This is a genomic window from Micromonospora sp. USAFONa4, assembly GCF_057197825.1.
Genome location: NZ_CM170072.1, coordinates 2,705,291 through 2,717,966, shown reverse-complemented (window position 1 = coordinate 2,717,966; position 12,676 = coordinate 2,705,291). Strand labels below are relative to the sequence as shown.

Genomic DNA, 12,676 nt, shown 5'->3' with positions numbered 1-12,676 from the left:
GCGGACGGCCGCCCATGGGGAGAACTGTGGCGTGGACGTCTCGGCCGGTTCCGGCCGGGGCCGGGTCAGCGGTCGCCGGGGCAGGTGGCCGGGGCCGGGCCGAGGGCGTCGCTGTCGACGGGTGCGGGCCCACCGCAGGCGATCGTCGCGCGCAGCGCGTCGGAGCGCTTGCGGGCCGCGTCGAGAAGGGCGAGCGAGCGGCGGGTCCGGTCGCGTTCGGCCCGGCTGGCGTCGTCGAGGAGCCCGCCGACCGCCCGGCGCTGGCCGGTGAGGAAGGAGTTGACCGCGTCCAGCGCCGCCGGGTCCGAGCGCTGCGTCGCGGCGGTGGTCAGCAGGCGTACGCCCTGGCGGGTGTCGGCGTCCATGTCGTCGAGCACCGCGCTGAAGCCGTCCTCGTTGCCGCGCAGCGCGGCCGCCTCGGCGAGCCGGGTACGGGCGAAGTCCAGGAACAGCTGGCCCCGGCTGACGTCGGAACTGGCCAGCGCGAGCTGGGCGCGTTCGGTGGAGCGCTTCATGCCGTACAGCGCGTCGCCGGGGACGGCGTTCTCGCTGGCGGCCGAGATGCCCGAGAGGGCCACGGCGCCGGCCGCGACGCCGACCAGGATGGCGCCCCGGGCGCGGGCCCGGCGGGCGGTCACCGCCGGCAGCAGCCGGTTGCGGCCGGCGTCGGCGGCGGAGCGCCGGGACGACGGCTCGGTGGTGACGGCGGCCGGGGCACCGATGCCCTCGCGCTCGGCCGTGGCCAGGAGCATGGCCCGCAGGCTGGTGCGGAACTCCGGGTCCACCTCCACGGCGGGCGGGGCGGCGGGCAGCCGCTGACCCACCGCGACGAGCGTGGCCAACTGGTCGTCGGCCCGGGAACGGACGTGGTGTCGCCGGCCCCCGTTGGCCTCGTCGAGAAGCTGCGCGAAGCGCTCCGCGCGCCGACGGGAGAAGAGGTTGCTGTCCACCGTGGGCACCTCCTCTCGCTGGTCGCGGCCGGTCGGCCGCTGTCTTCGACAGCGACCGGTGACGGCGGACACCACGGACGAAGGTCGTGGCCGGCCGCGCTGCCGGACCTCGGGGGCCCGGGGGATGCCGGGGCTACCACCGGTCGCACCCGGAGAAACGGTCCGCACCGGACATGGGTTACGGGGCCGGCGGAGGCGAAATCACGGAAAGTGATCGCTGCCACGGGGTCGCGACGCCACGGACCTGCGCGTACATCGCATCGATGCACGGCGTTCTTCCTGTCCGGGACTACGGTTGGAAGCCGTCCGGTAGCAGCCGGGCCAGCGCTCGTACCGCGCGGTACTGGAGCGCCTTGATCGCGCCCTCGTTCTTGCCCATCGTGCGGGCCGTCTCGGCCACGGAGAAGCCCTGCAGGAAGCGGAGCACGATGCACTCCTGCTGCTCCGGGTTGAGCTGCTTGACGGCGCTGAGCAGGGCCACGTTGGTGATGTGCTCGACGACCGCCGCCTCCGGGCTGCCCTCCGGGCCCCGGTCCTCGCGGTCGGCGTCGAGCACGTCCCCGGTGGTGACCTCCAGCCGGTAGCGACCGGACTTGAAGTGGTCCGCCACCAGGTTCCGGGCGATGGTGACCAGCCAGGCGCCCAGGTCGCGCCCCTGCCAGGTGAAGCTGCCGATCCGCTTGAGGGCGCGCAGGAAGGTGTCGGAGGTGAGGTCCTCGGCGAGTTGCCGGTTGCCCACCCGGAAGTAGACGAACCGGAACACCGTGTCGACGTACCGGTCGTAGATCAGCCCGAACGCCTCGGACTCGCCGGCCTGGGCCCGCTCGACCAGCCCCCAGACCTCGGTCGCGGGGTCGGACGGGTCGGGACGGCTGGGGAAACCCGTCGAGGTGTTGACCGGCGTGGCGGCGGCCGGAACCGCCGGGAGCACCGCCGTCTCCGCGCCCGAGTCGTCGGGCGCCTTGGCCGGTTCCGTGGTGCGGCGACCCTGCGCCGGCATGGTGGGCCGGGGGACGGCGACCCGGCCGCCGGCCGACTTGGCGTTGCCGCCCGGGGTCGCGGAGCGGGGCGGCGGCTCGTTCTGGTGTGGCCGGCTGCGGGTCCGGCTCGACGTGCCCTCCCCCCGGACGGCGAGGCTGCCCGTGTCGTCCAGCGGACCCCGGGCGGCGGGCCGTTCGTTGAGCTGGCCGCGGATCACCGGGTTGGTCAGGCCGGCCGGCCGTTCCGCGTATCCGAAGGTGGTCACCGCGCCGCCTCCGTCCCGCCGGCCGACCACGCCGGTCGGCGCGTCGCCGTCGTGGCCCGGCCGGCTGGGCCGGGCAGGGCTGGCTCGGGGTGTGCCGACGGGCGGCAGATCCCCTTGAGGTGCTGGTCCAATGCGCTCACAGGCACGGGGGCCTCCTCGGGCTGAGGGGTGTCGACTCACGGCAAATGGGGTGAGCCGACCCGAGTGATGATAGGGCCAACGTCACCCACGCGTGGCAAGTCCGTTACACAGGGCGGAAGTATTTCCCGCCGCGTCGCACACCTGGCGGACCGGTTGTCCGTCGTGTGCGGTTGACTTTCGGATTACCTCGTGGTTGCGAAGGAAATTCCAGGTCAGCGGGCGTGTCGCGGGGTTTGGGCGGGACGGCGGCGCGGGTGTCGATCCAGGACCGTCCGGGACGCCCGGCGGGTCCCGGCGTGTCCTGTGGACGGGACCGATCGCGTCCCGCCCGCGCCCAGCGGTCGTCCCGCCGACGGGACTTGTCCGGGCCGCCGTTGCCGCCGACCGGGATGTCCCCTCCGGCCTCCGGCGGGCATGGCCCACAGGCCCCGCGCTGTGCCAGACTCAGCCACCGTGCAGGACGCAACCGACAGCTCCGCCTCGACCCTCGTCGAGCGGCTCCACCGGGCGGCCGCCGCCCACGGCGACCGACCCGCGCTGCACTGGCGCGAGCGGACCGTCACCTGGTCCGAACTGGACGCGTCGGTGACGGCCACCGCCCACGCCCTGGCGGCCCTGACCGGGGCGCGACCCGCCGGGCCCGGCCCGACGCCGGGCTCCGCCGACCCGCACCCGCCCCGGATCGCCGTCGCGCTCGCCAACTCGCCGGACTTCGTGGTGAGCTGCCTGGCCGCGCTGCGCGCCGGGCTGGTCGCGGTGCCGGTCAACCCCGGCCTCACCGCCCCCGAGCTGCGGCACGTGCTGGCCGACTCCGGCGCCTCGGTGCTGATCGGCACCGAGCGGGTGCGCGACCTGGTCGCCGACGCCGCCGGGGACCTGCCCGCGCTCGTCGCCGTGCACACCGCGCCGCCGGTGGCCGACGCCGGTCAGCCGTTCCCCGACCGGGGCGGCGACGACCTGGCGCTGCTGCTCTACACCTCCGGCACCGAGGGGCGGCCCAAGGGCGCGATGCTGACGCACCGGGCGCTGGCGGCCAACCACGAGCAGGTCGGCCGCATCGACCCGCCCGTCGTCGGCCCGGACGACACCGTGCTGCTGGCGCTGCCGCTGTTCCACGCGTACGGGCTGAACGCGGGGCTCGGCGCGGTCGTCCACCATGGCGCTACCGGGGTGCTCGTCGACGACCTCGGCTCCGACGCGGGGCTGGCCGTGATCGCCCGGCACCGGGTCACCGTGCTGGTCGGCGTACCGTCGATGGTGGCCGCCTGGTCCACGGCGGACGCCGCCGCCCTCGTCGCGGCGATGGCGTCGGTCCGGGCCGTGGTCTGCGGCGCGGCGCCGCTGGAGCCGGCCGTCGCGGCGCGCTTCGCCGAGGTCGCCGGCCGCCCGGTGCACGTCGGGTACGGCCTCACCGAGACCGCGCCGGTGCTCACCTCCACCCTGGTCGGCGGGGAGCCGAAGTCCGGCTCGATCGGCCGGCCGCTGCCCGGCGTCGAGTTGCGGCTGGTCGGGACCGACGGGGCCGACCTGTGGCGCGACGGCGTGGCCGAGCCGGAGGACGACGCCGACGAGCTGGACCTCTCCGACGTCACGCCCGGCACCGACCCGGGCCAGATCGTGGTGCGCGGGGCGAACGTCTTCGCCGGCTACTGGCCGGACGGCCGGGGCGGCCCGGACGCCGACGGCTGGTGGGCCACCGGCGACGTGGCGTACGCCGACTCCGACGGCGACCTCTTCCTGGTCGACCGGATCGGCGAGCTGATCCTGGTCAACGGGTTCAACGTGTACCCGCACGAGGTCGAGCTGGTGCTCTCCGCGCACCCGGGGGTGGCCGAGTCGGCGGTACTGGGTGTGCCGCACCCGCGGACCGGCGAGACTGTCCGGGCGTACGTGGTGCCGGTGCCGGGGCGTCCGGTGACCGGTGAGGAGCTGCTCGCCCACTGCGCCCGCAACCTGGCCCGGTTCAAGTGCCCGACCGCCGTCGAGTTCGTCGACGAGTTGCCGCACTCGGTGATCGGCAAGGTGCGCAAGACCCTGCTCCGGACGGCGTCGTCCCCGGCGTCCCCGGTGCCGTCCCCGGCGACGTCGCCGGAGACCCGCCCGCCGGCCCCGACCGGCGCCAGCACGACGGAGGAGACCGATGCGTGAGCCCCGACTCACCCTGATCACCCGCCCCGGCTGCCACCTCTGCGACGAGGCGAAGCTGGCGCTGGACCGGGTGGTGGCGGTCACCGGGGACCGGTGGACCGAGAAGGACGTCACCGACGACATCGAGCTGGAACGCGAGTACGGCGACCGGCTGCCCGTGGTGCTGCTCGACGGCAAGGAGCACGGCTACTGGCGGGTGGAGGAGGAGCGGCTGCTGCGGGACCTGACCACGCCGCAGCTGTAGTGCCGGGCGCTATGGTGCTGCCATGACGCCTGCGCGCAACCACCTGGTGTGGGACTGGAACGGCACCCTGCTCAACGACCTGAGCCTGGTGGTCGCCTGCACCAACGCCGCCTTCGCCAGCGTCGGCGGGCCCGCCGTGACCGCCGACGAGCACCGGGTGCGGTTCCGCCGCCCGATCGCCGACTACTACGCCGAGGTGCTCGGCCGGGCGGTCGACGACGAGGCGTTCGGCCGGCTGGACCGGATCTTCCACGACGCGTACCGCACCGGGCTGACGACCTGCGAGCTGGCGCACGACGCAGGCGTCGCGATGGCGGCCTGGCCGGGCAGCCAGTCCCTGCTGTCCATGTGGTTCCACGAGGAGCTGGTGCCGACCGTGCACACGTACGGGCTCACCGGGCACTTCGTCCGGGTGGACGGGCTGCGGGCGACCGTCGGCGGCGACCGCAAGGCCGAGTCGCTGCGGCGGCACCTGTCGGAGCTGGGCGTGGACGGCCGGGACGTGGTGCTGATCGGGGACTCCGTCGACGACGCCGACGCCGCCGTGTCGGTGGGGGGCCGCGCCGTCCTCTACACCGGCGGGTTCACCGACGCGGCACGGCTGCGCGCCTCCGGCCACCCGGTCGCCGACACCCTCAGCGAGGCGGTCAGCCTGGCGGCCACGCTGCCCTGACCGGGCCGGCCTCGTCCGGGCCCCGGCGGCAGGCCGGGGGCCGGTCCGTGCGCTGGTGGCCGGCCGGGCGGCGGGTCAGTTGCGCAGGTAGGCCAGCACGGCCAGGACCCGGCGGTGCTGCTCCGTGTCGGGCGGGAGCTGGAGCTTGGTGAAGATGTTCCGGACGTGCTTCTCGACGGCGCCGTCGGTGACCACCAGGGTCTTCGCGATCGCCGTGTTGGAGCGGCCCTCGGCCATCAGCCCGAGCACCTCGCGTTCGCGCGGGGTGAGCTCGCGCAGCGGGTCGTCGCGCCGACGCCGGGCGAAGAGCTGGCCGACCACCTCGGGGTCGAGCACCGTCCCGCCGGCGGCCACCCGGTCCAGCGCGTCGAGGAACTCGTCGATCGCGGCCACCCGGTCCTTGAGCAGGTAGCCGATCCCGCCTCCGCCGCCGCCGGTCGTGGCGAGCAGGTCGTCGGCGTACGACACCTCGACGTACTGGGAGAGGACCAGGATCGGGGTGCGGGGCACCAGGCGGCGGGCCTCCACGGCTGCGCGCAGCCCCTCGTCGGTGTGCGACGGCGGCATCCGGACGTCGACGATCGACACGTCCGGCCGGTGCGCCACCACCGCCGTCACCAGCGCGTCGCCGTCGGCCACGGCGGCCACCACCTCGTGCCCGCGCTCGGTGAGCAGCCGTACCAGCCCCTCCCGGAGCAGCACCGCGTCGTCCGCGATCACGATCCGCATGCCCTGTTGTCTACCACGTACCGCTCACAGCGGGAGTTCCGCGCGGATCTTGGTGGGCCCGCCAACCGGGCTGACCACGGAGAGCCGGCCCCCGGCGGCGCGTACCCGGTCGGCGATGCCGACCAGCCCGTGCCCCTTGGCCAGGTGGGCGCCGCCCTGCCCGTCGTCGTCGACGTCGACCTCCAGCCGCCCGTCGTGCCGGGCCACGGTGACCTGGCACTCGGTCGCCCGGCTGTGCTTGGCGACGTTGGTCAGCGCCTCGGACACCACGAAGTACGCGGTGCTCTCGACCGCCGGGTCGAGCCGGCCGGCCGGGCTGGCCAGTTCCGGGTCCACCCGCAGCTCGATCGGGATCAGGCCGCGCCCGGCCAGTGCCGCCAGGGCGCTGGGCAGTCCCCGGTCGACCAGGATCGGCGGCGCGATGCCCCGGGACAGGGCGCGCAGCTCGGCGAGCGTCTCCCGGGTCTGGGTGACCGCCTCGTCCAGGGTGCGCCCGGCGGCCCGCGGGTCGGTGGCGAGTTGCTGGCGGGCCCGGCTGAGGTCCATCGCGAGCCGGACGAGGCGCTGCTGCGGGCCGTCGTGGATGTCCCGCTCCAGTCGGCGCAGCGCGCTCGCCTCGGCGGAGACGGCGGCCCGCTTCTGTTCCTCCAGCACGGTGATCCGGTTGCGCATCTCGGCCACGCCGGTGAGCAGGGCCCGGCCGAAGCCGGCCTGGAGCAGCGCGCAGCCCCGGGCCACGATCGGCAGGGTGATCAGGAAGAACAGCCCGATCGCGGTGTGCAGCCCGATCCGGACGACTGTCGAGTTGCCGAGGCCGAGGAGCTGGGGGAGGCCGACGTCCTCCGGGTCGCCGTGCGGCAGCGTCCAGTCGTACGCCCAGTAGAGGGTGCCGGCGACGGCGCCGGCCCACCAGACCAGCGTGACCACGAAGGTGACGATGGCCACGATCAGCTTGAGGATGCCGTGCGCCAGGTCGAGCCAGGACTGCGCGTCCCCCATCGGCACGAAGATCCGCCGCCAGGCGCTCGCGCCGGGCTCCGGGAGCCGGTACTGGGGGCGGATCCGGGCCTGGTGGAGCACGGTGGGCAGGCGGAGGCGCTCGATGTCGGCGAGGCCCCGGGCGGCGTAGAGGGTGCCGCTGAGGATCGGCAGGCCGATCACCGTCACGACCAGCCCCAGCCCGGCAGCCAGGCCGACCAGCAGGACGACGAAGCTGGCCAGGGCCAGCGGGAGGCCCAGCAGCACGTAGCCGGAGTCCAGCAGGAGCTGTCGGGAGATGGTCGGCGCCGGCACGGGCTGATCGGCGGCGACGGGTACGGCGGTCATGTCACGAGGCTAGGCAGCGCGGGGTCGTCGACCCATCCCGTCGGCCCGCCTCTGCGGCGTAGGGCTGGCCCTACCGTGACCGGATCGTGGGCGAGCCGTGGGCCGCGCGATTGGTCAGAGAAGTCGTAATTGAGCAATAATCGGCGCTACCGGCACCATCGCCACCGCCCCGAGGCCGGGCGGTGGCCGGCGGCGGCCACTGGATCGATCTTGCGGAATGGAGGGGCTGGTGAAGCCGCGTCGCGAGCTGTCAAGATCGCGATTTGTGCACGCGTTCACAAGCGCCTACTCTGTAGTTCCGACGCGCCCTGCTAGCACAGCCGGCAATCTCGGTCGCCAGCGGGGATCCCGAAACGGCCGGCCGCCCGAGTTGGCCGAGGATCGCACCGCACGGAGTCTCATGAGTCAGCACCGTCACCCTGGCGCGCCCGGCCGCGCCGGTGCCGTACCGGCGCTCCCGGATCTGCCGGAGGCGACCGTCGCGCGGCTCCCGGAATACCTCCGTGCCCTGCACAACCTCGCCGAAACCGGCCACGAGACCGTGTCCAGCGAGGGGCTGGCGAGCGCCGCCGGCGTGAACTCCGCGAAGCTCCGCAAGGACCTGTCGCACCTCGGCTCGTACGGCACCCGTGGCGTCGGCTACGACGTGGCGCTGCTGGTCGACCAGATCGAGTACGTGCTCGGGCTCACCCAGCGGCGGGCCGTCGCCCTGGTCGGCGTGGGTAATCTCGGTCACGCCCTCGCCGGCTACGACGGCTTCGCCAGCCGCGGCTTCCGGATCGCCGCCCTCTTCGACGCCGACCCCGCCCGGGTCGGCGAGGAGATCAGCGGGCTGGTCGTCCGGCACATCGACGAGCTGCCCCGGGTCGCCGTCGAGGAGGCCATCGCCATCGGCGTGATCGCCACCCCGGCCCCGGCCGCCCAGGCGGTGGCGGACCAGCTCGTGGCCGTCGGTGTGACGAGCATCCTGAACTTCGCCCCGTGCGTACTCTCGGTTCCGGAGGGGGTCGACGTGCGCAAGGTCGACCTCGCGATCGAGCTGCAGATCCTGTCCTTCCACGAGCACCGCAAGGCATCGCTGACCGCGCTGCCCGCCACCGGTGGGTCCGCCCTGACCGCCCTGCCCGGGGGGCTCGCCGTCACCGACCCGCAGGAGGCGATCGGCACGTGAAACTGCTCGTCGTCGGCGCGTCCTACCGCACCGCTCCCGTCGCCACGCTGGAGCAGCTCGCGGTCGGCCCCGCGGACCTCACCCGCACCCTGGACCGCCTGGTCGCCCAGCCGTACGTGACCGAGGCCGTGATCGTCTCCACCTGCAACCGGGTGGAGGTCTACGCTGCCGTGTCCGGCTTCCACGGCGGCCTCGGCGACATCTGCGCGGTGCTGGCCGACCAGGCCGGCTGCCAGCCCGCCGCGCTCGCCAACCACCTCTACGTGCACTTCGACGCCGCCGCCGTGGACCACGTCTTCCGGGTCGCCGCCGGGCTCGACTCGATGGTGGTCGGCGAGGCGCAGATCCTCGGCCAGCTCCGGGACGCCTACCATTCCGCGACCGGTGCCGACACCGCCGGGCGGCTGCTGCACGAGCTGATGCAGCAGGCGCTGCGGGTCGGCAAGCGGGCGCACGCGGAGACCGGGATAGACCGGGCCGGCCAGAGCGTGGTGACCGCCGCGCTGGAGCTGGCCGCCGGGCACCTCGACGGCGACCTCGCCGGCCGTCCCGCGCTGGTGGTCGGCGCGGGCGCGATGGGCTCGCTGGGCGTCGCCACGCTGTCCCGGCTGGGCGCCGGGCCGCTCACGGTCACCAACCGGGGCGCCGACCGGGCCGTCCGGCTGGCCGAGGCGTACGGGGCCAGCGCGACGCCGATGGCGGAGCTGACCACCGTGCTCTCCACAGTGGACATCGTAGTGGCCGCCACCGCGGCCACCGAAGCGGTCCTCACCCGTGACGTGGTGACCCGGGCGCTCGCCGGGCGCGACCCCGGCCGGGGGCCGCTCGTCCTGCTCGACCTGGCCGTGCCGCGCGACGTGGAGGCCGGCGTCGCCGAGCTGCCCGGCGTCGAGGTCATCGACATCGACCGGATGGCGACGCTGCTCGCCGACGGGCCCGCCGCCGCCGACGCCGCCGCCGTCGAGCGGATCGTGGCCGGCGAGGTCGACGCCTTCCTCACCTGGCTGCGCGGCGCCGACGTGGCGCCCACGGTGGCCGCCCTGCGTGGCCGCGCCGACGACGTGGTCGGCGCCGAGCTGCGCCGGCTCGCCCAGCGCCGCCCGGACCTCACCGACGACCAGCGCGCCGAGGTGGCCCGGACGGTGCACCGGGTGGTGCAGCGGCTGCTGCACCAGCCGACCGTGCGGGTACGCCAGTTGGCGGCCGAACCCGGCGGCGACCAGTACGCGGCCCTGCTGCGCGAGCTGTTCGACCTAAAGGTGCCGCAGACGTCCCCGGTCGACAACGTCCCCGACATCGTGGCCGGCGACGCCGCGCCGCCGTTCGGCCTCGCCGACGTCCCGCCGCCGTTCGGCCTCGCCGACATTCCGCCGCCCGTCGGTCACACCGACAATCTGCCGCCCGTCGGTCACACCGACAAACTGCCGTCGACGGGTTCCGCCGACGTCCCGCCCCTCGGAGGTGAGCGATGAGCACGCCCCTGCGCCTCGGTACCCGGGGCAGCAAACTGGCGATGGCCCAGTCCGGCCACGTCGCGGAGGCCCTGACCGCCGCCACCGGCCGGCCCGTCGAGCTGGTCGAGGTGGTCACCGCCGGCGACCGCTCGTCCGCGCCGGTGCACCGGCTCGGCGTCGGCGTCTTCGTCTCCGCCCTGCGGGACGCCCTGACCGCCGGCACCATCGACTTCGCGGTGCACTCCTACAAGGACCTGCCCACCGCGGCGGCGGCCGGGCTGCACATCGCGGCGGTGCCGATGCGGCAGGACCCGCGGGACGCGCTTGTCGCCCGGGACGGCCGGACGCTCGCCGAGCTGCCCTCCGGCGCGACCGTGGGCACCGGAGCGCTGCGCCGCATCGCCCAGCTGCACGCCCTCGGGATGCAGCTGGAGGTCACCCCGATCCGTGGCAACGTCGACAGCCGCCTCGCGCGGGTGCTCGGCCCGGAGGCCGACCTCGACGCGGTCGTCCTGGCCCGGGCCGGGTTGGCCCGGCTCGGGCGTACCGACGTGATCACCGAGACGCTCGACCCGATGCTGATGCTGCCCGCGCCCGCCCAGGGCGCGCTGGCGGTGGAGTGCCGGGCCGACGACACGGACCTGGTCGAGCTGCTCGCCGTGCTCGACCACGCACCGTCCCACGCCGCGGTCACCGCGGAACGGGCGCTGCTGGCCACCCTGGAGGCCGGATGCTCCGCCCCGGTCGCCGCCTACGCCGTCGTCGCCGAAGGCGAGCCAACCGGCTCGGGCGTCGAGGGTGACTTCGTCCAGGAGATCTATCTGCGCGGGGCGGTGATCAGTCCGGACGGCACGAGAGACCTCCGGCTGTCCCGCACCGGAACGCTCGCCGACGCGGCGGAGATCGGCAAGGCACTCGCCGCCGAACTCCTCGACCTCGGCGCCGACTCGATCCTCGGCCACGATGGACACGCCGGCCCGGGGACCCAGCAATTTGGGAGCACAGAATGACCCGCACCCGTAAGCCCGTAGGCCGCATCGCCTTCGTCGGGGCCGGTCCCGGCGACCCGGGCCTGCTGACCCGCCGGGCGCACGACGCTCTGGTCGACGCCGACCAGGTGGTGTACGACCGGGGAGTCCCCGAGTCGCTGCTCGACGCCGTCCGCGCCCAGGCCAGGGAAGACGCCCAGTTCACCCCGGCGGAGGGCGCGCCGGGTGACGTGGCGAAGGTGCTGATCTCGGCGGCCCGTTCCGGGCTGAACGCGGTGCACCTGGTCGCCGGCGACCCGTTCGGCCACGAGTCGGTCGTCAAGGAGGTGCAGGCGGTCGCGCGGACCGCCGCGCACTTCGAGGTGGTTCCCGGGGTCGGCCAGGCCGAGGGGGTGGCGACCTACGCGGGCGTGCCGCTGCCGGGCGTACGGACGGCGGCCGACGTCGAGGACGTCAGCACGCTGGACTTCGACGCGCTGGCCGCAGCCGTCGGCCGGGGCTCGCTGGCCCTGGCCGTGGACGCCGGTGACCTCGCCGCGATCCGCGACGGGCTGCTCGCGGCCGGGGTGGACGGCACCACCGGCGTCGGGGTGACCGGCGACGGCACCGGCGAGACGCAGTACACCACCACGTCGACCGTGGACTCGTTCGTCGCAGCGGCGCTCGGCTTCACCGGCCGGGTGGTCCTGACCGTCGGCGAGGGCGTGGGCCAGCGGGACAAGCTGAGCTGGTGGGAGAACCGGCCGCTGTACGGCTGGAAGGTCCTCGTGCCCCGCACCAAGGAGCAGGCCGGCGTGATGAGCGCCCGGCTGCGCGCGTACGGGGCCATCCCCTGCGAGGTGCCGACGATCGCGGTCGAGCCGCCGCGTACCCCGGCCCAGATGGAGCGGGCGGTCAAGGGCCTGGTCGACGGCCGGTACGCCTGGGTGATCTTCACCTCCGTCAACGCGGTCCGCGCGGTCTGGGAGAAGTTCGCCGAGCACGGCCTCGACGCCCGGCACTTCGGCGGCGTCAAGATCGCCTGTATCGGTGAGGCGACCGCCGACGCCGTCCGCGCGTTCGGCATCCAGCCCGAGCTGATTCCGTCGGGGGAGCAGTCCTCCGAGGGCCTGCTGGCCGAGTTCTCGCCGCACGACGAGATCCTCGACCCGGTCGGTCGGGTGCTGCTGCCGCGCGCCGACATCGCCACCGAGACCCTCGCCGCCGGCCTCACCGAGCGCGGCTGGGAGGTCGACGACGTGACCGCCTACCGGACGGTCCGGGCCGCCCCGCCGCCCGCCGAGATCCGGGACGCGATCAAGTCGGGTGGCTTCGACGCGGTGCTCTTCACGTCCAGCTCGACGGTGCGCAATCTGGTGGGTATCGCGGGGAAGCCGCACGCCCGTACCGTCGTTGCAGTGATCGGGCCCAAGACGGCGGAGACCGCGACGGAGTTCGGCCTGCGGGTCGACGTCCAGCCGCCGCACGCCTCGGTCCCCGATCTGGTGGAGGCGCTCGCCGCCTACGCCGTCGAGCTGCGCGAGAAGCTCGCCGCCATGCCGGCGAAGCAGCGCCGTGGCTCGAAGGTGCAGGGGCCGACCGCCCTGAGGTTCCGGTAGTCGTAGC

At 74.7% G+C, this 12,676-nt stretch carries 10 protein-coding genes and 1 pseudogene; 7 read left to right on the top strand and 4 right to left on the bottom strand.

Annotated elements, in window-relative coordinates; all coding sequences use genetic code 11:
* Positions 1-65: 65 nt before the first annotated feature.
* Together AC0OO9_RS11680 and AC0OO9_RS11675 are read right to left on the bottom strand one after the other, a co-directional pair.
* Complete coding sequence (locus AC0OO9_RS11680) at positions 66-950, bottom strand: DUF5667 domain-containing protein (RefSeq protein WP_484517243.1); 885 nt, start codon at positions 948-950, stop codon at positions 66-68.
* 289 nt (positions 951-1,239) lie between these two features.
* A complete protein-coding gene (locus AC0OO9_RS11675; protein WP_484517242.1) occupies positions 1,240-2,196 on the bottom strand; it encodes an ECF subfamily RNA polymerase sigma factor, BldN family in 957 nt (318 codons plus the stop codon).
* A 555-nt stretch (positions 2,197-2,751) separates the two neighbouring features.
* Here AC0OO9_RS11675 and AC0OO9_RS11670 point away from each other — a divergent pair.
* Genes AC0OO9_RS11670 through AC0OO9_RS11660 form a run of 3 tightly spaced genes read left to right on the top strand, consistent with a single transcriptional unit; the run spans position 2,752 to position 5,402 of the window.
* Positions 2,752-4,485 (top strand): AMP-binding protein, encoded by a 1,734-nt coding sequence (locus tag AC0OO9_RS11670; protein WP_484517241.1) that lies wholly within the window; start codon positions 2,752-2,754, stop codon positions 4,483-4,485.
* Entirely contained in the window at positions 4,478-4,729 is a 252-nt protein-coding gene (locus tag AC0OO9_RS11665; RefSeq protein ID WP_121399981.1) for a glutaredoxin family protein, read from the top strand. The genes AC0OO9_RS11670 and AC0OO9_RS11665 overlap by 8 nt, the downstream gene beginning before the upstream one ends.
* A 22-nt stretch (positions 4,730-4,751) precedes the next feature.
* Positions 4,752-5,402: an HAD family hydrolase gene (locus AC0OO9_RS11660; RefSeq protein WP_484517240.1), complete on the top strand. Its 651-nt coding sequence runs from the start codon at positions 4,752-4,754 to the stop codon at positions 5,400-5,402.
* 75 nt (positions 5,403-5,477) lie between these two features.
* On the opposite strand, the gene AC0OO9_RS11655 is transcribed toward AC0OO9_RS11660, so the two are convergent.
* On the bottom strand, positions 5,478-6,131 hold the full coding sequence (locus AC0OO9_RS11655; protein ID WP_484517239.1) for a response regulator transcription factor: 654 nt from the start codon (positions 6,129-6,131) through the stop codon (positions 5,478-5,480).
* 24 nt (positions 6,132-6,155) lie between these two features.
* Positions 6,156-7,457 (bottom strand): sensor histidine kinase, encoded by a 1,302-nt coding sequence (locus tag AC0OO9_RS11650; protein ID WP_484517238.1) that lies wholly within the window; start codon positions 7,455-7,457, stop codon positions 6,156-6,158.
* Positions 7,458-7,857: 400 nt separating this feature from the next.
* Between AC0OO9_RS11650 and AC0OO9_RS11645 the strand changes: the two genes are divergently transcribed.
* The 4 genes and pseudogenes from AC0OO9_RS11645 (at position 7,858) to AC0OO9_RS11630 (ending at position 12,669) form a co-directional block, all read left to right on the top strand.
* Positions 7,858-8,628: a redox-sensing transcriptional repressor Rex gene (locus AC0OO9_RS11645; RefSeq protein WP_151453397.1), complete on the top strand. Its 771-nt coding sequence runs from the start codon at positions 7,858-7,860 to the stop codon at positions 8,626-8,628.
* Positions 8,625-9,983, top strand: a pseudogene (locus tag AC0OO9_RS11640) (glutamyl-tRNA reductase); the annotation flags it as partial. The gene AC0OO9_RS11645 and the pseudogene AC0OO9_RS11640, both read left to right, overlap by 4 nt.
* 113 nt (positions 9,984-10,096) lie before the next feature.
* On the top strand, positions 10,097-11,092 hold the full coding sequence (hemC, locus tag AC0OO9_RS11635) for a hydroxymethylbilane synthase (RefSeq protein WP_357579596.1): 996 nt from the start codon (positions 10,097-10,099) through the stop codon (positions 11,090-11,092).
* A complete protein-coding gene (locus tag AC0OO9_RS11630) occupies positions 11,089-12,669 on the top strand; it encodes a bifunctional uroporphyrinogen-III C-methyltransferase/uroporphyrinogen-III synthase (protein WP_484517237.1) in 1,581 nt (526 codons plus the stop codon). Before hemC ends, AC0OO9_RS11630 begins: the two co-directional genes overlap by 4 nt.
* Positions 12,670-12,676 lie beyond the last annotated feature (7 nt).